Annotated in this window: 26 protein-coding genes; 12 read left to right on the forward strand and 14 right to left on the reverse strand. The window is 70.8% G+C overall.

All coding sequences use genetic code 11. The annotated features are described in order from the left end of the window. Positions 1-29: 29 nt before the first annotated feature. The 3 genes from G6045_RS10280 to G6045_RS10290 form a co-directional block, all read right to left on the reverse strand. Positions 30-1,400 (reverse strand): MFS transporter, encoded by a 1,371-nt coding sequence (locus G6045_RS10280; RefSeq protein WP_165331558.1) that lies wholly within the window; start codon positions 1,398-1,400, stop codon positions 30-32. An 83-nt stretch (positions 1,401-1,483) separates the two neighbouring features. After that, positions 1,484-2,275, reverse strand: coding sequence for a 3-hydroxybutyrate dehydrogenase (locus G6045_RS10285; protein ID WP_165331559.1), 792 nt, complete (start codon positions 2,273-2,275; stop codon positions 1,484-1,486). A gap of 97 nt (positions 2,276-2,372) precedes the next feature. Then, on the reverse strand, positions 2,373-2,960 hold the full coding sequence (locus tag G6045_RS10290) for a Type-2Aa cytolytic delta-endotoxin (RefSeq protein ID WP_165331560.1): 588 nt from the start codon (positions 2,958-2,960) through the stop codon (positions 2,373-2,375). A gap of 225 nt (positions 2,961-3,185) precedes the next feature. Between G6045_RS10290 and G6045_RS10295 the strand changes: the two genes are divergently transcribed. The 4 genes from G6045_RS10295 (at position 3,186) to G6045_RS10310 (ending at position 5,651) form a co-directional block, all read left to right on the forward strand. Beyond that, positions 3,186-3,416 (forward strand): hypothetical protein, encoded by a 231-nt coding sequence (locus tag G6045_RS10295; RefSeq protein WP_165331561.1) that lies wholly within the window; start codon positions 3,186-3,188, stop codon positions 3,414-3,416. Between the two features lie 171 nt (positions 3,417-3,587). Next, positions 3,588-4,580: a dihydroxyacetone kinase subunit DhaK gene (dhaK, locus tag G6045_RS10300; RefSeq protein ID WP_165331562.1), complete on the forward strand. Its 993-nt coding sequence runs from the start codon at positions 3,588-3,590 to the stop codon at positions 4,578-4,580. 49 nt (positions 4,581-4,629) lie between these two features. Continuing rightward, on the forward strand, positions 4,630-5,244 hold the full coding sequence (dhaL, locus tag G6045_RS10305; protein WP_165331563.1) for a dihydroxyacetone kinase subunit DhaL: 615 nt from the start codon (positions 4,630-4,632) through the stop codon (positions 5,242-5,244). Next, entirely contained in the window at positions 5,241-5,651 is a 411-nt protein-coding gene (locus G6045_RS10310) for a PTS-dependent dihydroxyacetone kinase phosphotransferase subunit DhaM (RefSeq protein WP_165331564.1), read from the forward strand. Before dhaL ends, G6045_RS10310 begins: the two co-directional genes overlap by 4 nt. A 9-nt stretch (positions 5,652-5,660) precedes the next feature. Here G6045_RS10310 and G6045_RS10315 read toward each other — a convergent pair whose 3' ends face one another. After that, positions 5,661-6,371 carry a GNAT family N-acetyltransferase gene (locus tag G6045_RS10315; RefSeq protein WP_165331565.1) on the reverse strand — a complete coding sequence of 237 codons (711 nt, stop codon included), beginning with the start codon at positions 6,369-6,371 and terminating at the stop codon, positions 5,661-5,663. A gap of 98 nt (positions 6,372-6,469) precedes the next feature. After that, positions 6,470-6,886, reverse strand: coding sequence for a winged helix-turn-helix transcriptional regulator (locus G6045_RS10320; protein ID WP_165331566.1), 417 nt, complete (start codon positions 6,884-6,886; stop codon positions 6,470-6,472). Between the two features lie 109 nt (positions 6,887-6,995). Between G6045_RS10320 and G6045_RS10325 the strand changes: the two genes are divergently transcribed. Beyond that, positions 6,996-7,361, forward strand: coding sequence for a DoxX family protein (locus tag G6045_RS10325; protein WP_165331567.1), 366 nt, complete (start codon positions 6,996-6,998; stop codon positions 7,359-7,361). Positions 7,362-7,368: 7 nt separating this feature from the next. On the opposite strand, the gene G6045_RS10330 is transcribed toward G6045_RS10325, so the two are convergent. From G6045_RS10330 to G6045_RS10340, 3 genes are all read right to left on the reverse strand, one after another. After that, a complete protein-coding gene (locus tag G6045_RS10330) occupies positions 7,369-7,842 on the reverse strand; it encodes an NUDIX hydrolase (RefSeq protein WP_165331568.1) in 474 nt (157 codons plus the stop codon). A 69-nt stretch (positions 7,843-7,911) separates the two neighbouring features. Further along, the gene (locus tag G6045_RS10335) at positions 7,912-8,403 is read right to left on the reverse strand and encodes a GNAT family N-acetyltransferase (RefSeq protein WP_206343564.1); all 492 of its coding nucleotides are present in this window, start codon (positions 8,401-8,403) and stop codon (positions 7,912-7,914) included. Beyond that, entirely contained in the window at positions 8,400-8,720 is a 321-nt protein-coding gene (locus tag G6045_RS10340) for an ArsR/SmtB family transcription factor (protein WP_165331570.1), read from the reverse strand. The genes G6045_RS10335 and G6045_RS10340 overlap by 4 nt, the downstream gene beginning before the upstream one ends. 119 nt (positions 8,721-8,839) lie before the next feature. Here G6045_RS10340 and arsM point away from each other — a divergent pair, with 119 nt between their 5' ends. Next, complete coding sequence (arsM, locus tag G6045_RS10345; protein WP_165331571.1) at positions 8,840-9,670, forward strand: arsenite methyltransferase; 831 nt, start codon at positions 8,840-8,842, stop codon at positions 9,668-9,670. A 55-nt stretch (positions 9,671-9,725) separates the two neighbouring features. On the opposite strand, the gene G6045_RS10350 is transcribed toward arsM, so the two are convergent. Next, entirely contained in the window at positions 9,726-10,139 is a 414-nt protein-coding gene (locus G6045_RS10350; protein WP_165331572.1) for an arsenate reductase ArsC, read from the reverse strand. Between the two features lie 182 nt (positions 10,140-10,321). Here G6045_RS10350 and G6045_RS10355 point away from each other — a divergent pair, with 182 nt between their 5' ends. Genes G6045_RS10355 through G6045_RS10365 form a run of 3 tightly spaced genes read left to right on the forward strand, consistent with a single transcriptional unit; the run spans position 10,322 to position 12,794 of the window. Beyond that, positions 10,322-10,633: an ArsR/SmtB family transcription factor gene (locus G6045_RS10355; RefSeq protein WP_165331573.1), complete on the forward strand. Its 312-nt coding sequence runs from the start codon at positions 10,322-10,324 to the stop codon at positions 10,631-10,633. Further along, positions 10,633-11,739 carry an ACR3 family arsenite efflux transporter gene (gene arsB / locus G6045_RS10360; RefSeq protein WP_165331574.1) on the forward strand — a complete coding sequence of 369 codons (1,107 nt, stop codon included), beginning with the start codon at positions 10,633-10,635 and terminating at the stop codon, positions 11,737-11,739. Before G6045_RS10355 ends, arsB begins: the two co-directional genes overlap by 1 nt. Then, positions 11,736-12,794 (forward strand): ArsO family NAD(P)H-dependent flavin-containing monooxygenase, encoded by a 1,059-nt coding sequence (locus G6045_RS10365; RefSeq protein WP_165331575.1) that lies wholly within the window; start codon positions 11,736-11,738, stop codon positions 12,792-12,794. The genes arsB and G6045_RS10365 overlap by 4 nt, the downstream gene beginning before the upstream one ends. Positions 12,795-12,800: 6 nt before the next feature. On the opposite strand, the gene G6045_RS10370 is transcribed toward G6045_RS10365, so the two are convergent. Next, entirely contained in the window at positions 12,801-13,172 is a 372-nt protein-coding gene (locus G6045_RS10370) for an ArsR/SmtB family transcription factor (protein ID WP_165331576.1), read from the reverse strand. A 112-nt stretch (positions 13,173-13,284) separates the two neighbouring features. Between G6045_RS10370 and G6045_RS10375 the strand changes: the two genes are divergently transcribed. Then, positions 13,285-14,637 (forward strand): NAD(P)-binding domain-containing protein, encoded by a 1,353-nt coding sequence (locus tag G6045_RS10375; protein WP_328707724.1) that lies wholly within the window; start codon positions 13,285-13,287, stop codon positions 14,635-14,637. 133 nt (positions 14,638-14,770) lie between these two features. Beyond that, positions 14,771-15,883 carry an MFS transporter gene (locus G6045_RS10380; protein ID WP_328707725.1) on the forward strand — a complete coding sequence of 371 codons (1,113 nt, stop codon included), beginning with the start codon at positions 14,771-14,773 and terminating at the stop codon, positions 15,881-15,883. On the opposite strand, the gene lnt is transcribed toward G6045_RS10380, so the two are convergent. From lnt to G6045_RS10395, 3 genes are all read right to left on the reverse strand, one after another. After that, on the reverse strand, positions 15,843-17,447 hold the full coding sequence (lnt, locus tag G6045_RS10385; RefSeq protein ID WP_165331578.1) for an apolipoprotein N-acyltransferase: 1,605 nt from the start codon (positions 17,445-17,447) through the stop codon (positions 15,843-15,845). The genes G6045_RS10380 and lnt overlap by 41 nt on opposite strands. 92 nt (positions 17,448-17,539) lie before the next feature. Then, positions 17,540-18,094 (reverse strand): hypothetical protein, encoded by a 555-nt coding sequence (locus G6045_RS10390; RefSeq protein WP_165331579.1) that lies wholly within the window; start codon positions 18,092-18,094, stop codon positions 17,540-17,542. A 117-nt stretch (positions 18,095-18,211) separates the two neighbouring features. Then, positions 18,212-18,997, reverse strand: a complete 786-nt coding sequence (locus G6045_RS10395; protein WP_165331580.1) for an aspartate/glutamate racemase family protein — start codon at positions 18,995-18,997, stop codon at positions 18,212-18,214. Positions 18,998-19,054: 57 nt separating this feature from the next. On the opposite strand from G6045_RS10395, the gene G6045_RS10400 reads away from it, so the two are divergent. After that, on the forward strand, positions 19,055-20,239 hold the full coding sequence (locus G6045_RS10400; RefSeq protein WP_165331581.1) for a glycosyltransferase: 1,185 nt from the start codon (positions 19,055-19,057) through the stop codon (positions 20,237-20,239). 10 nt (positions 20,240-20,249) lie between these two features. Here the strand turns inward: G6045_RS10400 and G6045_RS10405 are convergent. Continuing rightward, positions 20,250-20,941, reverse strand: a 692-nt coding sequence (locus G6045_RS10405) for a TerD family protein (protein ID WP_456243471.1), incomplete at its 5' end; no start/stop codon positions are given.

The following is a 20,941-nucleotide window of genomic DNA, read 5'->3' on the forward strand; positions in this document are numbered from 1 at the left end:
GTTTTCGTCGGCACGGCGGGCCCGGCGGATCAGCCGTTCACCGAGGCGGGGACCTTCGCGTCGCTCTCGGCGCTCACGCCGTCCTTGGCGAGGTCCCGGCCGAGGGTCTCCTTGGCGATCCACACCGTCACCGCGGTGACCAGGGCCGCGAACGCCAGGTAGAGGGTGACGGGGGTGGAGTTCCCGTAGTCCTTGAGCAGTTCGACGGCGATGATCGGCGCGAGCGCGCCACCGATGATCGACGCCAGCTGGGAGCCCATCGACGCACCCGAGTAGCGGACCTTCGTATCGAACATCTCGGAGATGAACGCGGCCTGCGGCCCGTACATCGCCCCGTGGAACAGCAGTCCGACCGTCACGGCCAGGGCCATCACCGGGAAGGACTCGGTGTCAAGGAGCGCGAAGAACGCGAACGCCCACACCACCATCCCCACCGCGCCGATCAGGGTCACCGGCCGGCGCCCGATGCGGTCGGACAGCGCGCCCCACAGCGGGATGGTCACGAAGTGCACGGCGGAGCCGATCAGTACCGCGTTCAGGGCGGTGCTCTTGGGCAGCTCCAGATGGACGGTGACGTAGACGAGCAGGAACGCCGTCAGGATGTAGTACGAGATGTTCTCGCCGAAGCGGGTGCCGATCGCGGTGAGCACCTCGCGCCAGCTGCGCCGGAACACCTCGACGACCGGCGCCTCGTCCTTGATGCCCTGCTCGGCGCGGGCCGCGGCCTTCTTCTGTGCTTCGAGGAAGACGGGCGATTCGGAGACGGAGATACGGATCCACAGACCGATCACGACCAGGACCCCGGACAGCAGGAACGGGATGCGCCAGCCCCAGGCCAGGAAGGCGGCGTCCGACTGCACCGCGGCGAGCAGCGCGAGCACACCGGTGGCGAGCAGGTTGCCGCCGGGTGCGCCGGCCTGCGGCCAGGACGCCCAGAAGCCGCGCTGCTTGGCGCCACCGTGCTCGGACACGATCAGGACCGCGCCGCCCCACTCGCCGCCGAGCGCGAAGCCCTGGATCAGCCGGAGCAGGGTGAGCAGGATGGGCGCGCCGACGCCGATGGTGGCGTGGGTGGGCAGCAGTCCCATCGCGAAGGTCGCGCCGCCCATCATCATCAGGCTGATGACCAGGAGCTTCTTGCGGCCGATCTTGTCGCCGTAGTGCCCGAAGACCACGCCGCCGAGGGGGCGGGCCGCGAAGCCGACCGCGTAGGTGAGGAACGAGAGCAGGGTTCCGACGAGCGGGTCGCTGTCCGGGAAGAACAGGCTGTTGAACACCAGGGCTGCGGCGGATCCGTAGAGGAAGAAGTCGTACCACTCGATGGTGGTGCCGACGAGGCTCGCGGCGACGATCCGGCGGATTCCGCCGGGGGTGGGCGGTGCGGAGCTGACGCTGGTCATGGTGAGGCCACCGTTTCGGTCGGCTGTGCGGGGACGGGTGTGCGGGCTGAACTGGGGGATGCGGGCCGGACGGGGGCGGGTGCCTAGTTGGCGCCCCAGCCGCCGTCCACGGGGAGGGAGGTGCCCGTGATGAAACCGGTGTGCGGGCCGCAGAGCCAGAGCACGGCCGCGGCCACTTCCTCGGGTTCGATCAGGCGCTTGATCGCCGAGCGTTCCAGGAGCACCTCGCCGATCACGGCTTCGGGGTCGATGCCATGGGCTTCGGCCTGTGCGGCGATCTGACCCTCGACGAGCGGGGTGCGTACATAGCCGGGGTTCACGCAGTTGCTGGTGACACCATGCGGTGCGCCTTCGAGCGCGGCGACCTTGCTGAGGCCTTCGAGCCCGTGCTTGGCGGTCACGTACGCGGATTTAAAGGCACTCGCGCGCAGGCCGTGCATGCTCGAGATATGGACGAGCCGGCCCCAGCCCTGCGCGTACATATGCGGCAGACACCGCTGGATCATCAGGAACGGCGCGGTGACCATGACCTTCTGCAGCAGCTCGAAGCGCTCGGGCGGGAACTCCTCGATCGGCGCGACATGCTGCAGACCGGCGCAGTTGACCAGGATGTCGATCTCGCGGGGCAGCGCCTGCAGTGCGGTGGGGTCGGCGAGGTTCACGGCGTGCGCGATCCCGCCGGCCTCGGTGGCGGTCTCCTTGGCCGATTCGGCGTCCAGGTCCACGACATGGACCTGGGCGCCGGCCTCGGCCAGGGCCAGGGCACAGGCCCGGCCGATGCCGCTGCCGCCGCCGGTCACCAGGGCGCTGCGCCCCGAGAGGTCCACGGCGGCGGCCGCGGCAAGGCCGGGCCGCCCGGAAAGTTGGCTCGTCATGGCGGGAAACGCTAGAGACACACCGTCCATCGGCCCATGTGTCGCGCGTCCACATATTCAGGGCTACAGGTGTGGGCAGGCGCTACCGCCGACCTGCTCAGACCGCCTGGCGCACGCTCACGGCATCCAGCCGGACCGCGAACCGGGCCGTGTCCTCGAGCGTCAGCGCGAGCACCCGCTCCTTGGGCAGGGCCACCTCGATCCGTACACAGAAGGAGACCGCGTACAGCGCACCCTGGGTCTCCTCGTCCTGCAGCGCGAACAGCAGATCACAGGTGTACGCGGTGGAGTCCGGCCCGCTGTCGAGGAACCGCAGATGGGCGGCGCCCTCCTGGGAGCCGAGCCCGGTGACGCACTCCTCGAGGGCGCTCTCGACGCCTGCCCAGAACGCCTCGTTGGCGAAGGTGTCGACGAGTGCCTGGCGCACCCCTTCCTTCAAGGTGAGGACCACGACCTGAACGGGCGCGGTCTCATGCACACCGAATCCGGGGATCACCCGGACCACCCGGCTGTCGGGCAGGGCGCGCGCCGCCCGCTGTATTCGCCCGAACACCTCGGCCCGGGGCGCGGCAAGGGCCTCGGTGAAGCGGGCCTCGATCTCCTTGAGGGGCACGGCACTTGAGGACTGTGTCTCGTACACCGTCCTGTACCCGGCCTCGGCGTGGGTGCCGTTCTGCTCGCTCATCGCTCGCTCCTAGTCACGTGTGCCTGTTCCCTGCCGCGCCCACCCGAGTGATCTTCGGGAGCGCCCAGTATGACGGGCCCTCATGGGGCGGGGATCGGCCGCCCGGGTGCCGGACAGAGCGGCAACTGCGCAGGTCGCGGGGCGTTGTCAGTGCCGTACGCAAGACTGGTCGGTCCGAGGCCTTCAGGGGGAAGGCCCGAGACCTTGCACGAAAGGGCAGTTGACATGACCGAGCTCGAACTTGTCGCAGCGCAGGCCTACATCCGCCTCCTCCAGACGGCACGCGCCGCGCTCGAGGACCCGCGCAGCGCGCCCATGGCGATCACCGTGCTCACCCCGCCCATGGCCGAGGCGGACCAGGCCCTCGCCGCGGCCGGACTCGCGGGCAATGAGCGCCGGTTGTTCGAGCTGGTGCATCGGGTGTGTCCGCGGTTGCCGGTGGATACGCCGGCCTAGGCGCGGGACGGTCCCGGGCGGGGCGGCCGGGCAGCGGTGGACGCCTGACGGTGCGTCGGGCGTGATTCGCCGTGCCGCACCCGCTCCGCACCCGTGACCTCGCCGGGCTGCTGGCCAATACTGGGCAGGGACCGGACGCGAGGGACACCCGACCTACTGAAGGCGGCCGAAATGAAGATGCTCATCAATGTGGCGGAGACGGTGGTCGCGGACGCGCTGCGCGGTATGGCCGCCGCCCACCCGGAGTTGACGGTGGACGTCGAGAACCGGGTGATCGTACGGCGGGACGCGCCGGTCGCCGACAAGGTGGGCCTGGTCTCCGGCGGCGGCAGCGGTCATGAGCCGTTGCACGGCGGGTTCGTGGGTCGCGGCATGCTCTCGGCCGCCTGCCCGGGCGAGGTGTTCACGAGCCCCGTACCGGATCAGATGGTGCGGGCCGCGGCGGCGGTGGACAGCGGGCAGGGCGTGCTGTTCATCGTGAAGAACTACACCGGCGACGTCATGAACTTCGACATGGCCGCCGAACTCGCCGAGGACGAGGGCATCCAGGTCGCCAAGGTCCTCGTCAACGACGACGTGGCGGTCACCGACAGCCTGTACACGGCCGGCCGGCGCGGTACGGGCGCGACCCTGTTCGTGGAGAAGCTCGCGGGTGCGGCCGCCGAGGAGGGCATGCCGCTCGAGCGGGTCGAGGCGATCGCGCGCCAGGTGAACGAGAACTCCCGCAGCTTCGGTGTCGCCCTCAGCGCCTGCTCGACCCCCGCCAAGGGCAGCCCCACCTTTGATCTGCCCGCCGGACAGCTGGAGTTGGGCATCGGTATCCACGGTGAGCCGGGCCGTGAGCGGCGCGCGATGATGACCTCCGGCGAGATCGCGGAGTTCGCCGTGGACGCGATCCTCGACGACATGCGCCCGAACAATCCGGTGCTGCTGCTCGTCAACGGCATGGGGGCGACACCGCTTCTCGAGCTGTACGGCTTCCACGCGGAGGTCACGCGGGTGCTCGCCGCACGGGATATCGCCGTGGCCCGGGTCCTGGTGGGCAACTATGTGACCTCGCTCGACATGGCCGGTGCCTCGGTGACCCTGTGCCAGATCGACGAGGAACTGCTGAGGCTGTGGGACGCACCGGTCCGTACGCCCGCATTGCGCTGGGGCATCTGACCGTCTGCACCACACCGCACCGCACCCACCATCCCTGACAGGAGACCCTGTGCTCGACGCCGAGTTCTTCCGCCGCTGGATGACGGCGACCGCTGCCGCCGTCGACCGTGAGGCGACGCGGCTGACCGAACTGGACTCGCCCATCGGCGACGCGGACCACGGCAGCAATCTGCGCCGCGGCTTCACCGCCGTCGCGACCGTGCTGGAGAAGGAGGCGCCGGGCACACCAGGAGCCGTCCTGGTCCTGGCCGGACGGCAGTTGATCTCCACGGTCGGTGGAGCGTCCGGCCCGCTGTACGGAACGTTGCTGCGCCGCACCGGCAAGGAGCTCGGCGACGCACCCGAGGTGTCGGCCGAGCAGCTGGCGGCCGCGCTGCGCGCCGGCGTGGAGGCGGTGACCAAGCTCGGCGGCGCCGTCCCCGGCGACAAGACGATGGTGGACGCGCTCGATCCGGCGGTCGCGGCGCTGGCCACTTCGTTCTCGGCGGCCGCTCGGGCCGCCGCGGCCGGCGCCGAGGCGACGGTGCCGCTCATCGCCCGTAAGGGCAGGGCGAGTTACCTGGGTGAGCGCAGTATCGGGCATCAGGATCCGGGGGCCACGTCCTCGGCGCTGCTGATCGCCGCGCTGGCCGAGGCGGCGGGCGAGGACGGGGCGGGCGCATGACCGAGTCCCCGCTGGTCGGCATCGTCCTCGTCTCGCACAGCGGCCCGGTGGCGACCGCTGTCGTGGACCTCGCGTCCGGCCTCGCCGGCGGGAAGGCCCTGGCCCCGGTCGCCGCCGCCGGCGGCACGCCCGACGGCGGCCTCGGCACCAGCGCCGATCTGATCGCCGCCGCGGCCCGCTCGGTGGACCGCGGCGCCGGTGTCGCGCTCCTTGTCGACCTGGGCAGCGCGGTGCTCACGGTGAAGGCCCTGCTGGCCGAGGACGACGAACTCCCGCCCGGATCACGCCTGGTGGACGCCCCCTTCGTCGAGGGCGCGGTGGCCGCGGTGGTGACGGCTTCGGCGGGGGCGGATCTGGATGCGGTGGAGGCGGCGGCCCGGGAGGCTTACGCGTACCGCAAGGAGTGAGTACGGCGCTCAGAATGCCGTCGGGTAGGGCACCTTCGCGCCGACGAACTGGGTGATGCCCCGGCGGCGGAAGCCGAGCGACTCGTACAGGCGTATCGCGCCTTCGTTCTGCGTCGACGCGTGCAGGAAGGGGATCTCGCCGCGTTCGCGGATGCCGGACGCCACGGCGTGTACGAGTCGGGTGCCGAGGCCCTGGCCGCGGAAGTCCTCGTCGGTACAGACGGCGCTGATCTCGGTGTAGCCGGGCGGGTGCATCCGCTCCCCCGCCATCGCGACGAGTCGGCCTTCGCGCCGTATGCCGAGATAGGTGCCGAGCTCCACGGTCCGCGGCAGGAACGGGCCGGGCTGCGTCCGGGCGACGAGGTCGAGCATCTCGGGGGCGTCCGCGGGGCCGAGCCGTACGGCTTCGGGGTCCGGGCGGGCGTCGACCGACTCGTCGACGAGCTGGACGCCCTGCCCCTCGAAGGTGATCTTCCAGTCGGCGGGCGGCAGGGTCCGCAGGCCGGGCAGCGCGACCTCGGTCCCGGGGCCGCGGAGCGCGGCGAGGTCGGCCCAGTCCTGGGCGTCGGGCTCATCCGGGAGGCCCTGCCACAGCGCCACGTCCGAGGGGTAGCTCAATGCACGGCCGCGGCGCTCGGCGAAGGGGGCGTGCGGGCCCAGAAGCGCGGCGTACGCCGGGTTGTCCAAAACGTGCTGGGTCACCGGCGGTGCGGTGGTCATGGGGCTTGCTCCTCGGTCCTGCCGTCAGCTCTATGCGGACGCAAACAAAGACGGCAATCGTAAAGTACGACAGAGGATCAAGCGGAATCGGCCCTGGATTATTCCGCGGGCGGGCTCGGCCGGCCATCGGCCGTATCGTGCGCGGCCCGGCTTTCCATGATCCGCGCATTGTTCTCCATGGCCCATCCGGCCAGCGCCAATGCCGGCGGGATCAGGCTCTTGCCGAGCGGAGTCAGGGCGTACTCGACGCGCGGCGGCACCTCCGCGAAGGCCGTACGGGACACCAGTCCGTCCCGGGTGAGATTCCGCAGGGTCAAGGTCAGCATCCGCTGCGAGATACCCGGAATGTGCTGGTGCAGTTCACCGAAGCGCATCCGCTGCTCATCGAGGGTGGCCACGATCAGGAGCGTCCACTTGTCGCAGATCCGGTCGAGTACGGCGCGGATCGTCCGGCCGCCGTCCCCGCGGATCATGCAGGTGTGTTCGTACGGCGTGCCCGGCTGCGCCTGCGACATGACAGCTCCCTGTGCGTAAGGCACATCCATGTGCCTTTTGTAGACCCCTCGACGCTGACTCATCATGAGGCCACTTCCTGCCCGTGAACCCAGCTTCCAGGGGGCCCTCATGACCGTTGCCTATTGGATCGTCGCCGTACTGCTCGGCCTGTTCTACCTCTACTCGGGAGGCATCAAAGCCGTGCAGAGCCCCGAGAAGCTCAAGCCGATGATGGCCTGGGTCGACACAGTCCCGTTGCCGGCGCTCAGAGCGCTGGGGGTCGTCGAAGTCCTCGGCGCGCTGGGCCTGTTGCTGCCGCCCCTGACCGGCATCGCACCATGGCTGGCCATAGCGGCCGCCGCCGGTCTTGTGCTGCTGCAGATCGGAGCGATGCGGCTGCATCTGTCCCGCGGCGAGGTGCGCGAGACCGGGCTGAACATCGCCCTGATCGCGCTCGCGGCGGCGGCCGTGTGGCTCGGGACGGTGTGGGTCTGAGGCCGGTTCAGACGGTGGGGTCGAACCACGCGGGTTCGTCGAGCAGCGCCTGCTTGATGCGGAACAGACCGAACTCGTGCAGCGGCGGCAGCGCGTCCACCGAGAACCAGCCCACCTCGAGCGACTCCTCGTCGTTCACCCGCGCCTCGCCGCCGACGGCGCGGCAGCGGATCGTGATGTCCATGAACTGGCAGTGGTCGCCGTTGGGGTACATCGTCGGGTCGAGCGTCTGCACCAGGACGACCCGCTCGGGTACGCAGTGGACGCCCGTCTCCTCGTAGACCTCTCGTACGGCGCAGGCGGCGGGCTGCTCACCGGGGTCGGGGATGCCGCCGATCACGGACCATTTGCCCGTGTCCGCGCGGCGGCCGAGCAGCACTCTGCCCTCGTCGTCGAAGACGAGCGCGGTCACGCCCGGCAGGAAGAGGAGTTGATGGCCCGCGCTGGCCCGGATCTCGCGGATGAAGTCGGGAGTACCCATGCCCCGACCCTAACGCGCGGCTGATCTACGGTTCGCCCATGCCCACGGCGTGCCGGGGCCGGGCGGGGTTCAACTGATGGCAGGGCTGCGGCGTTCGACGAGGACCACGTCGCGCCACCGGCCGTGCCGGCGGCCGATGCGCTCGCGCGTACCGATGCGCCGGAAGCCGAGGCGCTGATGCAGCTCGAGGCTCGCGGTGTTCTCGGGGAAGATGCCCGACTGGATGGTCCAGATGCCGGCGGCCTCGGTCGAGGTCACGAGGGCACCGAGCAATCCGCGGGCGACGCCTTGGCCGCGTGCCGCGGGGTGGACGTATACCGAGTGCTCCACGACGCCGACGTAGGCGCATCGGTCGGAGACACGCGTCGCCGCGACCCAACCCAGCACTTTCCCGACGTCGGCGCTCAACGCGACGAAGCGGTGCTCGGGCATCTTGGCGGCATCGAAGGCGCGCCAGTTCGGGGCTTCGGTCTCGAAGGTGGCGTTTCCTTCGTCGATGCCCAACTGGTAGATACCCAGAACCTGTTCCGCGTGGGCAGCGGTGAGCGCCGTGATGATCATGGCTGCCCCATGATGGCGCGCACCGCGGCGGGGAAGCATTCCAGGCAGGCGCCGTTGACCTCGTAGCGGGTCGAGGTTCCCTGTCGCTCGGCGAGCACGAAGCGGACCTCGGCCAGAATTCGGAGATGGTGCGAAACGGTCGACTGGCCGATCGGCAGAAGCCCGACGATCTCACCGACCGTCATCGCCCGCCGCTCGGTGGCGAGCAGGTTCAGCAGACGTACGCGCATGGGGTCGGCCAGCGCCTTGAACCAGGTGGCATAGGTGGCGGCGTCCTCGTGGCTCAGTGAGCCCGGCTCACACTCGGTCTCATTCATCGATCATCGACGATAGTCGATTAAAGCTTCAGGCCCAGCCCTTTTAACTGTTTCGAAGTCTCTCTATGTTGACTCTCATCGAATCAGCAGGCAGCCTTGATTCCACAGACGTCGAAACAATGGATCACCGAGGAGCCGACGTGAGCAAGAGCGAGCAGTCCGAACTGCTGGAAACCGTCCGCGCCGGATACGCGGCCGCCGCCTTGAAGGTGACCGGCGGTGGTGCGGCCTGCTGCGGCTCGGAGGGCGTCGAGATCGACGAGAACTTCGGGTCAGGGCTCTACGCGGCCACCGACCGCGAGGCCCTGCCCGCCGAGGCCGTCGCCGCCTCACTCGGCTGCGGCAATCCCCTGGCCGTCGCCGAACTCCGCGAAGGCGAGCGGGTGTTGGACCTCGGCTCGGGCGGCGGCATCGACGTCCTCCTGTCCGCTCGCCGGGTCGGCGTGAGCGGCAAGGCGTACGGCCTGGACATGACCGAGGAGATGTTGGCCCTTGCACTGGCCAACAAGGAGAAGGCCGGAGCGACGAACGTCGAGTTCCTCAAGGGCACGATCGAGTCGGTGCCGCTGCCCGCGAGCACCGTCGACGTCGTGATCTCCAACTGCGTGATCAACCTGTCCGTCGACAAGCCCGCCGTCTTCACCGAGATGTTCCGTGTGCTCGCGCCTGGCGGCCGGATCGGCATCTCCGATGTGGTGGCCGACGATGCGCTCAGCCCTGCCCAGCGTGCCGAGCGCGGCAACTACGTGGGCTGCATTGCGGGCGCGCTCTCCTTCGCCGAGTACCGCCAAGGCCTTGCGGAGGCCGGTTTCACCGGCGTCGAGGTCACCCCGACCCACCAGGTGGCCGACGGCATGCACTCCGCAATCGTCCGCGCCACCAAGCCGCTCTCCGCCACGACTGTCCCGGTCGCCGCGCCCGCGCAGGGCGGGAGCTCCTGCTGCAGTTGATACGCCTGAGCGACGATGACATTGCGCATCTCGCCCGTCGTGCCGCTCTGCGAGCTCAGGCCGACTTCTCCGGCGCGATCTCGGCGATCAGACCCTCGACCAAGTTTTTGATCTCGTCGCGGATGGGACGCACGGCCGCCACGCCCTGGCCCGCCGGGTCCTCCAACTCCCAGTCCAGGTACCGCTTGCCGGGGAAAACGGGGCAGGTGTCGCCGCAGCCCATGGTGATGCAGACGTCCGACTCCTTGACCGCGTCCACGGTGAGCATCTTCGGGGTCTCGGCGGAGATGTCGATGCCGACCTCGGCCATGGCCTCGACGGCGGCCGGGTTCACGGCGTCGCCGGGGTTGGAGCCGGCCGAGCGGACCTCGATCCGGTCGCCCGCGAGGTGGGTCAGCCAGGCGGCCGCCATCTGGGAACGGCCGGCGTTGTGGACGCACACGAAAAGAACGGACGGCTTCTCGGACATCGCGGGGTCTCTCTTGTCTCGCGTTGATTGCGGCGCGGGCTATCGATTGCGGATCCGACCAGCCATCACGGATCAACCATCGGGGATGGACGAGCAGGGATGGACGAGCAGCCGGGATGGACGATCGGGATCAGATCAGCGCCGAATGGTGTCAGCGACCACTGATGTGACAGTATCAGTCCATGATGACGTCAGCCACCACTGATCTGATCCGGGTCATCGCCGATCCGCTCAGGCTTCAGATCGTGACCCTGCTCGCCCACGAGACCCTGTGCACCACCCACCTCGTGGAGGAGACCGGTGCCCGGCAGACGAACCTCTCCAACCATCTGCGCGTGCTGCGCGAAGCGGGCGTGGTGGAGACCGAGCCGTGCGGGCGCTTCACGTACTACAAGCTGAAGCCCGAGGTCATCGAGGCGCTTGCCGCATCCTTCGGCGAACTGGCCGCCACCGCGCGTACGACGACCGAGACGAACCGAAAGCGAGCCTGCTGATGACCGCGACCGAACCCGGCACCGCCTCACCGCCCAAGGGCGGCGAGGACGCCTCGATCGTCGCCAAGCTCTCCACGCTCGACCGGTTCCTGGCAGTGTGGATCCTGCTGGCCATGGCCATAGGCCTCGGCCTGGGCCGCGTGATCCCGGGCCTCGACGACGCCCTCGCCAAGGTCGAGATCGGCGGCATCTCGCTGCCCATCGCCCTCGGCCTGCTGATCATGATGTACCCGGTCCTCGCGAAGGTCCGCTACGACAAGCTCGACGCCGTCACCGGCGACCGCAAGCTGATGGCGTCCTCGCTCGTCATCAACTGGATCGTCGGACCTGCCGTGATGTTCGCGCTCGCGTGGATCTTCCTGGCAGACCTGCCCGAATACCGCACGGGCCTCATCATCGTGGGCCTTGCGCGCTGCATCGCGATGGTCATCATCTGGAACGATCTGGCCTGCGGCGACCGCGAGGCCGCTGCCGTACTCGTGGCCCTCAACTCGGTCTTCCAGGTACTGGCGTTCGGCCTGCTCGGCTGGTTCTACCTCGACCTGCTGCCCGGCTGGCTGGGCCTCGGCGAGGGAGAGCAGCTCGACATCTCGATGTGGAAGATCGCGCTGAACGTCGTCATCTTCCTCGGCATCCCGCTGCTCGCCGGCTTCCTCACCCGCCGCATCGGCGAGAAGAAGCTCGGCCGCGAGTCGTACGAGTCCAAGTTCCTGCCGAAGATCGGCCCTTGGGCCCTCTACGGCCTGCTCTTCACGATCGTCATCCTCTTCGCCCTGCAGGGAAAGACCATCACGTCGCAGCCACTCGACGTGGCCCGTATCGCGCTGCCGCTGCTCGTCTACTTCGCGATCATGTTCTTCGGCACGTTCGCGCTCGGCAAGGCGATCGGCCTCGCCTACGACCGCACCACGACACTCGCGTTCACGGCGGCCGGGAACAACTTCGAGCTGGCCATCGCGGTCGCCATCGCCACCTTCGGGGTGACGTCCGGGCAGGCTTTGTCGGGTGTCGTCGGACCGCTGATCGAAGTGCCCGTCCTGATCGCGCTCGTCTACGTGGCGCTGGCCTGGCGCAAGAAGTTCGCCCCGGCCAAGCTCACGACGTGACGCAGCGGACCGATGTGGTGGTGATCGGCGGCGGCCAGGCAGGGCTCGCCGCCGGTTACCACCTGCGCCGCCTCGGCCTGGACTTCGTCGTGCTCGACGCCCAGACCGCGGCGGGCGGCGCCTGGCAGCACACCTGGGACTCGCTGCATCTGTTCTCCCCCGCGGCCTACTCGTCTCTGCCGGGACGGCCCATGCCCGGACAGGCCGGCGAGGTGTATCCGGACGCCTCGCATGTCGTCCGCTACCTGCGCGACTACGAGCGGCGCTATGTACTGCCGGTGCTGCGGCCCGTACGCGTTCAAGGCGTCCACCGCGACGGCGAGTTCCTGCGCGTCGAGAGCGACTCCGGGACCTGGCGGGCGCGCAACGTCATCAGCGCGACCGGCACCTGGTGGCGCCCGTTCATCCCGGCCGTCCCAGGGCGTGCCGAGTTCGACGGGACGCAGCTGCACACCGTCGAGTACCGCAGCCCGGCCGACTTCGCCGGACGACGCGTCATGGTGGTCGGCGGCGGCAACTCCGGCGCGCAGATCGCCGCCGATCTCGCGTACGAGAGTGAACTGACCTGGGTCACCCAGCGCCCGCCCCGCTTCCTGGCCGATGACATCGACGGGCGCGCCCTGTTCGACGCGGCCACCGCCCGCCGCCGTGCCTTGGAGAACGGGCAGACGGACACCGGAGGCGTCGCCTCGCTGGGTGACATCGTCGCCGTGCCGCCGGTGCGCGAGGCGCGGGATGCGGGCCTGCTCAAGGCCTCACCCATGGTCGTAAGACTGACCCGTGACGGCGTCGAGTGGGCCGACGGCACCCGCGCGGCAGCCGATGCCGTCATCTGGTGCACCGGATACCGCCCTGCGCTCTCCCACCTCGCCCCACTGCAACTCCGGGGCACTCGCGGGCACATCGCGACCGAGGGCACACGGGCCGTGGGCGAACCACGACTGCACCTGCTCGGCTACGGCGACTGGACGGGCCCGGCCTCCGCCACCCTCATCGGGGTGGGCCGCCCCGCGCGCGACGCGGCACGCGCCGTCGCCGAGGCCATCGTCTCGTAAGCGCGGTCAATTCCCCGCAGGCGCCAGCAAGTTGCCCATCGCCGTCACCACGGACGGCTCCACCCGGTAGTACACCCAGGTGCCGCGCCGCTCGGAGGAGAGCAGGCCCGCTTCCTTGAGCTTCTTGAGGTGGTGGGAGACCGTCGGCTGGGAGACGCCGACGTCGGAGATGTCGCAGACGCACGCCTCGCCGCCCGGGTGCGAGGCGACCGCGGAGAACAGGCGCAGGCGTACCGGGTCGCCGAGGGCCTTGAACATCTTCGCGGTGCGCTCGGCCTCCTCGGCGGTGAAGGTGCGCTCCGTCAGGGGCGGGCAGCAGGGCGTCGCGGCCTCGGCGGTCTCCGGTTCGAGCAGCGGCAGGCTCTTCGTGGTGGACATGCCGTCAAGCCTACCCAGGTATTCGACAAACATCTATGTTGACGTTCATCGAATCAAGTGCCATGCTGACGCCGAAGTCATCGACAAACGTCGAAACAAAGGGGACCCTGCCGTGAGTACGTCCACCACCACCCTGCCCGTCCTGGTCATCGGAGCCGGCCCCATCGGCCTGGCCGCCGCCGCCCAGCTCACCGCACGCGGTCTGGAACCCCTGGTCCTCGAGTCCGGTTCCTCGGCGGGCAGCGCGGTCCGCGAGTGGTCGCACGTCCGTCTCTTCTCCACCTGGGCCGAGGTCGTCGACCCGGCCGCCGAGAAGCTGCTCGCGCCCACCGGCTGGGTCCAGCCGGACGGCGCCACCTACCCGACCGGCGGCGACTGGGCCGAGCAGTACCTCCAGCCCCTCGCCGACGTACTCGGCGACCGCGTCCGCTTCGGCGCCACCGTCACCGGGGTCTCCCGGACCGGCCGCGACCGCGTGGTGGACGCCGACCGCGCCGAGCAGCCCTTCACCGTCCACGTCACCTACGCGGACGGGACCGAGGAGCGCATCCTCGCCCGCGCCGTCATCGACGCCTCCGGAACCTGGTCCACCCCCAGCCCACTCGGCGGCGACGGCCTGCCCGCCCTCGGCGAGCGTGCGGCCGCCGACCGGATCTCGTACCGCGTCCCCGACTTCAAGGACCTGGCCGTACGGGCCCGTTACGCGGGCAAGCGCACCGCGATCGTCGGCTCCGGCGCCTCCGCCTTCACCGCCTTGGCCTCCCTCGCCCAGCTGGCGAAGGACGAGCCCGGCACCCATGCGGTGTGGATCCTGCGCCGCGGCATCAGCGGCAGCACCTTCGGTGGCGGCGCGTCCGACCAGCTCCCCGCACGCGGTGCGCTCGGCCTCGCGGCCAAGGCGGCCGTCGACCACGGGTACGCCACGGCCGTGACCGGCTTCCGTACGTACGAAATCGTCCACCAGGACGGGCGGTTGGTGCTGGCGGGCGAGGACGGCCGCCGGCTCGACCCGGTCGACGAGGTCATCGGCCTGACCGGCTTCCGCCCGGACCTCTCCTTCGTCGACGAGCTCCGTCTCGCCCTCGATGAGCGGCTGCAGGCACCGGTCGAACTGGCCCCGCTGATCGACCCGAACGTCCACTCCTGCGGCACGGTCTACCCGCATGGCGTGGGCGAGCTCTCCCACCCCGAGCAGGACGTCTACCTGGCCGGCATGAAGTCCTACGGCCGCGCCCCCACCTTCCTCGCGATGACCGGGTACGAGCAGGTCCGCTCCATCGCCGCCGCGCTCGCCGGCGACCAGGATGCCGCGGAGCGCGTCGAGTTGACCCTGCCGGAGACGGGCGTGTGCGGCGGCGCGGGACTCTTCGACGAGGCCGCCGCGCAGGAAAGCCAGGCCGACGCGGGCTGCTGCGGCACCCCCGCCCTCGTCCAGCTCGGCGCGCCTGCTTCCGGCGGTTGCTGAGCCACATGCCCCAGGCCCACACCGACGGGGCCGCGACCGGTACGCACCACCACCGGTCGCGGCCCGCGCCGTCCTGCCCGCGCTGTGCGCCACTCAGATCACCGGCTGGGGAATCGTCTATTACGCCTTCCCCGTGCTGCTCCCCCGCATCACCGCCGACACCGGCTGGTCCTCCGGCACGGCCACCGCCGCCTTCTCCCTGGCCCTGTTGATCTCGGCTGCTGTCGGCATCCCCGTCGGCCGCGTCCTCGACCGGCACGGACCGCGTGCCGTCATGACCGGCGGCTCCGTACTGGCGACAGTCGCGGTCCTGACCGTCGCGGCCGCACCCAGCCTCCCGCTGTTCTTCGCGGGCTGGATGCTCGCCGGTGCGGCCATGGCCGCCACCTTCTACCAGCCCGCCTTCGCCGCCGTGACCCGCTGGTGGGGTCCGGACCGCGTCCGTGCTCTCACCGTCATCACGCTCGCCGGCGGCCTCGCCTCCACCCTCTTCGCCCCACTGACCACCGCACTCGCCGCGCACCTCAGCTGGCGCAGCACGTACGCCATCCTCGCCGTCATCCTGGCCGCCGTCACGATCCCCGCCCACGCACTCGCCCTGCGCGCCCCGTGGCCACCGGCCCCCGCGGTTCCGGCCCAACAGACCGGGAGGAACGGGTCGGTTGCCCGCAGCCGCCCCTTCGTCCTGCTGGCCACCGCGTTCACCCTCTCCGGTTTCGCGGTGTACGCGGTCGTGATCGGCATCGTCCCGCTCATGACCGAACGAGGTGCGAGCACCACCGCGGCCGCCTGGGCCCTCGGCCTCGGCGGCGCGGGCCAGACCCTGGGCCGCGCCCTGTACGCCGCGCTCGCCGGGCGCACCGGCGTCACCACCCGCACCGTCACCCTGATCGCCGCGGGCGGCGCCACCACCGGGGCCCTCGGGCTCGTGCCCGGCCCCTTCCCGCTCCTGATCGTCCTGGCCGTCGCGGCCGGCATGGTCCGCGGCAACCTCACGCTCCTGCAGGCGACGGCGGTCGCCGACCGCTGGGGCACCGGCTCCTACGGCCGCCTCTCGGCGCTCCTTGCCGCACCGGCCACCGTCGCGGCAGCGCTCGCACCCTGGGCGGGCGCGAGTCTCGCCGCCGCCCTGGGCGGCCATGCCGCGCTCTTCGTGCTGCTTGCCGGAGCTTCGGCTGCCGCGGCGCTGCTTGCGGCCGCCGCCGTCACTTCGCGGCGGCGCCCCGTGCCCGCACCCGCCGCGTGATGACCCAGCCGATCCCGCCGAAGGCCACGGCGACCAACGCCAGTTCGGGCGCGATGCCGAGCTTCGTGGCCGGGGTCTGCGAGGAGCGCAGCGGCACTTCGGCGACCAGGGTGTCCGCGGTGAACCAGGTGGTGCGCTGCACGATCCTGCCGTCCGGCATGATCACGGCGCTGACGCCGCTGGTGACCGGAACGGTGACGGTGCGGCTGTGCTCGACAGCGCGGACCCGCGACATGGCGAGCTGCTGGTAGGTCATCTCGCTGCGGTCGAAGGTGGCGTTGTTGCTGGGCACGGAGATCAACTGGGCGCCATGGGTGACCGTGTCGCGCACGGCCCAGTCGAACGCCGCCTCGTAACAGGTCGCGAGCCCCACCTCGGCGCCGCCCATGGTGAACACTCCGGGCTTGCTGCCCCGGCTGAAGTCCTTGCGGACCATGGACCCCCACGCGGGGTTGATCATGTCGACCACCGAGCGCAGCGGCAGGAACTCGCCGAACGGCTGGATCTGCCGCTTGTCATACGTCTCGGTGGGCCCCTTCACGGGATCCCAGAGAATCTGTTCGTTGAGCAGCCGGCCGTCGTCGGCCTCCACCACACCGCCGACGGAGATCGGCGCGCCCACGGCCTTGGCGGCGGCGTCGATATCGGCGTACGCGTCGGAGTTGCGGAAGGGGTCGATATCGGAGGAGTTCTCCGGCCAGAGCACGAAGTCGGGCTTCTTGACCTTGCCTGCGCGGACCCGCTCGGCGAGCCGCAGCGTCTCCTTCACATGGTGGTTCAGGACCTCTTTGCGCTGGGCGTTGAAGTCGAGTCCGGCCTGCGGGACGTTGCCCTGGATGACGGCGACCGTGGCGGTGCCGTTCTCGGCCGCGTCGGAGACCAGGGGCAGTGAGGCGACGGCGCCGACGAGCGGCACGGCGACGGCGGCGAGCGCCACGGCCGCGGTGCCCCGGTGCAGGGTGCGGGTACGGCGGTAGGTGAGGAACACCCGTACCGCCTCGAAGAGACCGAACCCGCAGAGCACCACGGCGAAACCGAGCACCGGAGTGCCGCCCAGCGCGGCCAGCGGCAGGAACACCCCGTCGGCCTGCCCGAAGGCGACCTTCCCCCAGGGGAACCCGCCGAACGGCGCCCGTGCCCGGGCCGCCTCGCCCAGCGTCCACACGGCGGCCGCCCACAGCGGCCAGCCCGGCAGCTTGGACACGGCGGCGATGCCGACCGAGGTGACCGCGACGAACAGTGCCTCGATCGCGACCAGCGCGAGCCACGGACCAGGGCCGACCTCCACACCCGTCCACACGAGGAGCGGCAGCAGAAACCCGAGGCCGAAGAGGTATCCGCGGCCGAGCGCGCTCTTCAAGCCGCGGCCGCGCAGACACCACGCGAGCCCGGCGAACGCGGGCAGCGCCAGCCACCACAGGGTGCGCGGCGGGAAGCTCACGTAGAGGAGCACACCGCTGAGCGCGGCCGCCGCGGCGGGAACGAGCCCGCGCAGCAGCCGTCGGCCGCGCGGCTCGGGTGCGGGCGGGGTCTGCTCGCCGGACGGGGCGATGGTGGCTGTCACGCCGCGGAGTCTACGGCGCGCGGCTGTGACCAGGCCAAGGGCCTCCGGCGAACCGGCTGTCAGGCGCCCCGCGCCCTGGCGAGGAGCGGACGTCAGGCGCCCTGTGCCGGACCGGCGGTGGGCAGCCTCAGGCGTGCGCGGATGAAGTGCACCGCGGCTTCGGCGTCGTCGACGGTGACGGTGAACTTCCGTCCGTCGCCCAAGTTCAGGACCAGTCCCTCACCACGCCGTACGACCACGGCAGTGCCCTTCTCGGGACGCCAGCGACAGCCCCAGCCGCCCCACTGCTGCGGGGTGATCGTCGGGGCGAACTCGGCGGCGACGACATTGTCGAGAAGGATGCGGCGCCTGGGCAGACCCATGTGTCCGCAGCGCACTTCGAGGGCTTCGGTGTCCACCCGTACCGCCACATGAACGAAGGCCAGGGTGCCGAAGAGCATCAGCAGTCCCGCGGCGACGCAGCCGACCACCGCCATCACCAGGGGCGCGAGCCCCGAGGTCCAGGGCGAGTCGACGGCCAGCTCGATACCGAGCGCCATGCAGGCCGCGCCGAAGCTGGCGAGCAGCCACTGCACACGGTTCGTGGCACGCCCGGTCCAGATCTCCGGCTGGGGCTGTGCGCCCCGCTCTTCGTGGGGGTCCCTCATGGCGTGAAGGCTACTAGTGTTCCGCTGCGAAGGCACGGGATCGCGGAGCGTGACATTCAGTTGTGCGACCCATGTATCCCACGGGTCCTGCCCAGGTGTCCCACGGGCCCTGCGGACTCAGTGGGCGGCGCTGGCGACCCTGAGCTGGCGGCCTTCCGCGTAGGCGAGCGCGGCCGCGGGGAGGTCGCCCTCGCGACCGGTGAGCAGCACGGTCAGCGACCCCGAGGCGGGGGCCTCCGGTGCGGGCTCGAGGTGGATACGGCGCAGGGCCTGGGCGGCGACGGCGCCGGCACTGCCGTGCAGGACGAGGGGCGCTTCGCCGGGCTGCTGCACGGCGGCGCGGATACGCTCCGCGACCAGCTCGTAGTGGGTGCAGCCGAGGACGACGGCGCGCACGTTCTTCGGCGTGAGGGCGGCGGCCGCGGCGATCGCCCGGTCGATGGCCGCCTCGTCGGCGTGCTCGACGGCGTCGGCGAGACCGGGGCAGGGCACTTCGGTGACGTCGACTCCGGCCGCGAACTCGCCGATCAGACCCCGCTGGTACGGGCTGCCGGTGGTGGCGGGCGTGGCCCAGATCGCGACGGGTCCGCCGCCCGCGGCGGCGGGCTTGATGGCGGGGACGGTGCCGATCACGGGGATCTGCGGTTCCAGACGGGCGCGCAGGGCGGGCAGGGCATGCACGGAGGCCGTGTTGCAGCCGACGATCAGCGCGTCGGGCTGCCGTACCGCTGCGGCCTCGGCGCAGGCGAGCGCGCGGCCGGTGAGGTCTTCGTGGGTGCGCAGGCCCCAGGGCATTCCCTCGGGGTCGCAGGTCAGCACGAGATCGGCGTCCGGCCGCAGGCGCCGTACCGCGGCGGCGGCGGGGAGCAGGCCGATTCCGGAGTCCAGGAGCGCGATCTTCACCCGGCCACCATAGATGATTGCGCCCTTGCGGCCGTGGTGTGGGGCATCATCGCGAGGATGAGCGCACTCGCTTGGACCGCCGCCGCGTCGCTCGCCGCCTGGTTGTGGCTACTGCTCGCGCAGGGCTTCTTCTGGCGTACGGATATCTGGCTGCCCGTCCGCCGCACGCCGGCTTCCTGGCCCTCGGTGGCCTTGGTCGTACCGGCCAGGGACGAGGCCGCGGTACTCCCGCTGAGCCTTCCTTCACTGCTCAAGCAGGACTATCCCGGTGAGGCACGGATCTTCCTCGTGGACGATTCCAGCTCGGACGGCACCGGGGAGCTGGCCCGCACGCTCGCCGCTCAGCACGGCGGGCTGCCGCTGACCGTGACGACGCCGGGCGAACCGCCGGCCGGCTGGACGGGGAAGCTGTGGGCGGTGCGGCACGGGATCGCCGAGGCACGCACCACTCAGCAGCCCGACTACCTGCTCCTGACCGATGCCGACATCTCCCATGAGCCGGACAGCCTGCGGGAGTTGGTGGCGGCCGCGCACGGCTCCGGGTTCGATCTCGTCTCGCAGATGGCGCGGCTGCGGGCCACGAGCGTCTGGGAGCGGCTGATCGTTCCGGCGTTCGTCTACTTCTTCGCGCAGCTGTATCCGTTCCGCCGGATCGCCGTCGACGGGTCACGGACGGCGGCCGCGGCAGGCGGCTGCGTGCTGCTGCGCGACGAGGCAGCCGCCCGGGCAGGGGTGCCGGAGTCCATCCGGCACGCGGTGATCGACGATGTGGCGCTTGCAAGGGCGGTGAAATCCACGGGCGGCCGGATCTGGCTGGGGCTCGCCGACAAGGTGGACAGCATCCGGCCGTATCCGCGGCTCGGTGATCTGTGGCGGATGGTCTCGCGCAGCGCGTACGCACAGTTGCGCCACCAGCCGTTGCTGCTCCTCGGCACCGTGGTGGGGCTGCTGCTCGTGTACGTGGTGCCGCCGGCGGGTCTCGTGCTGGCGCTGGTGACCGGGGACGGGCCGGCCGCGTGGGCGGCCGGCCTGGCGTGGCTGGTGATGACGGCCACGTATGTCCCGATGCTCCGCTACTACCGCCAGCCGCTGTGGCTCGCGCCGCTGCTGCCGGCGACGGCGGTGCTGTATCTGCTGATGACTGTGGACTCGGCCGTGCAGCACTACCGGGGGCGCGGAGCCGCATGGAAGGGCCGCACCTATGCGCGGCCCGACCGCACGGAACCCGCCCCCGATCAGTGAAGCCGCGGCGTCACTTGCGGCCCGGGGTCCAGTCGAGGCCCCAGCCGTACGCGTAGTCGACGGTGCGCTGCGGGCTGACGCCGCGCTCGGGGACCAGGAAGCGGGACTCGCGACGGACCAGGAGGTCGCCGTGCTCGTTGGTGAGCAGGGCCAGGGCGCAGACCGTCGAAGGGACCGTGCACTCGTCGAGCGAGAAGTCGATCGACGCACCGTGCTGCGGGGTCAGCGTCACCGTCGCGTTGAGGTCGGCGAAGCTGCGGGCGCCCTCGTAGATCGTGACGAAGATCAGGATGCGCCGGAAGGCGCTCTTCTGGTCGAGGTTGATCGACATGTTCTCGCCCGAGGCGTTGGCCCCCGTGCGGTCGTCGCCGTCGAGATGGATGAACGGCGGGCGGTCGAGCGCTCCAAAGGCGTTGCCGAGCGCCTGGATCACGCCCTTGCGGCCGTCGGACAGCTCGTAGAGCGCGCACAGGTCGAGGTCGAGGTCCGAGTGCATGGCCACGGCGCGGCCGAGCTTGGCGCCCCAGCCCTTGAACTGCTTGCGCACCTCCCAGTTGAGGTTGACGCGCATCCCGCCCGAGGTGCCGCCCTGCTTGGTCAGCGAGACGGTGGGCGCGTTCTTGGTCAGCGTCACCTTGGTGAGCTGGACGGGAGCGGGCGCGGCCGGCGGGGCGGCCGGGGGCGGCGGAGCCGCTGCGGGGA

The organism is Streptomyces mesophilus, from assembly GCF_011044995.1.
In the GTDB taxonomy this organism is placed as follows: domain Bacteria; phylum Actinomycetota; class Actinomycetes; order Streptomycetales; family Streptomycetaceae; genus Streptomyces; species Streptomyces mesophilus.

Excerpts from the sequence above, each read along its gene's own strand:
- G6045_RS10280 (WP_165331558.1), bottom strand. The coding sequence starts at position 1,400 with ATGACCAGCGTCAGCTCCGCACCGCCCACCCCCGGCGGAATCCGCCGG.
- G6045_RS10285 (WP_165331559.1), bottom strand. The coding sequence starts at position 2,275 with ATGACGAGCCAACTTTCCGGGCGGCCCGGCCTTGCCGCGGCCGCCGCC.
- G6045_RS10290 (WP_165331560.1), bottom strand. The coding sequence starts at position 2,960 with ATGAGCGAGCAGAACGGCACCCACGCCGAGGCCGGGTACAGGACGGTG.
- G6045_RS10295 (WP_165331561.1), top strand. The coding sequence starts at position 3,186 with ATGACCGAGCTCGAACTTGTCGCAGCGCAGGCCTACATCCGCCTCCTC.
- dhaK (WP_165331562.1), top strand. The coding sequence starts at position 3,588 with ATGAAGATGCTCATCAATGTGGCGGAGACGGTGGTCGCGGACGCGCTG.
- G6045_RS10310 (WP_165331564.1), top strand. The coding sequence starts at position 5,241 with ATGACCGAGTCCCCGCTGGTCGGCATCGTCCTCGTCTCGCACAGCGGC.
- G6045_RS10315 (WP_165331565.1), bottom strand. The coding sequence starts at position 6,371 with ATGACCACCGCACCGCCGGTGACCCAGCACGTTTTGGACAACCCGGCG.
- G6045_RS10320 (WP_165331566.1), bottom strand. The coding sequence starts at position 6,886 with ATGTCGCAGGCGCAGCCGGGCACGCCGTACGAACACACCTGCATGATC.
- G6045_RS10325 (WP_165331567.1), top strand. The coding sequence starts at position 6,996 with ATGACCGTTGCCTATTGGATCGTCGCCGTACTGCTCGGCCTGTTCTAC.
- G6045_RS10330 (WP_165331568.1), bottom strand. The coding sequence starts at position 7,842 with ATGGGTACTCCCGACTTCATCCGCGAGATCCGGGCCAGCGCGGGCCAT.
- G6045_RS10335 (WP_206343564.1), bottom strand. The coding sequence starts at position 8,403 with ATGATCATCACGGCGCTCACCGCTGCCCACGCGGAACAGGTTCTGGGT.
- G6045_RS10340 (WP_165331570.1), bottom strand. The coding sequence starts at position 8,720 with ATGAATGAGACCGAGTGTGAGCCGGGCTCACTGAGCCACGAGGACGCC.
- arsM (WP_165331571.1), top strand. The coding sequence starts at position 8,840 with ATGGATCACCGAGGAGCCGACGTGAGCAAGAGCGAGCAGTCCGAACTG.
- G6045_RS10350 (WP_165331572.1), bottom strand. The coding sequence starts at position 10,139 with ATGTCCGAGAAGCCGTCCGTTCTTTTCGTGTGCGTCCACAACGCCGGC.
- G6045_RS10355 (WP_165331573.1), top strand. The coding sequence starts at position 10,322 with ATGATGACGTCAGCCACCACTGATCTGATCCGGGTCATCGCCGATCCG.
- arsB (WP_165331574.1), top strand. The coding sequence starts at position 10,633 with ATGACCGCGACCGAACCCGGCACCGCCTCACCGCCCAAGGGCGGCGAG.
- G6045_RS10370 (WP_165331576.1), bottom strand. The coding sequence starts at position 13,172 with ATGTCCACCACGAAGAGCCTGCCGCTGCTCGAACCGGAGACCGCCGAG.
- G6045_RS10390 (WP_165331579.1), bottom strand. The coding sequence starts at position 18,094 with ATGAGGGACCCCCACGAAGAGCGGGGCGCACAGCCCCAGCCGGAGATC.
- G6045_RS10400 (WP_165331581.1), top strand. The coding sequence starts at position 19,055 with ATGAGCGCACTCGCTTGGACCGCCGCCGCGTCGCTCGCCGCCTGGTTG.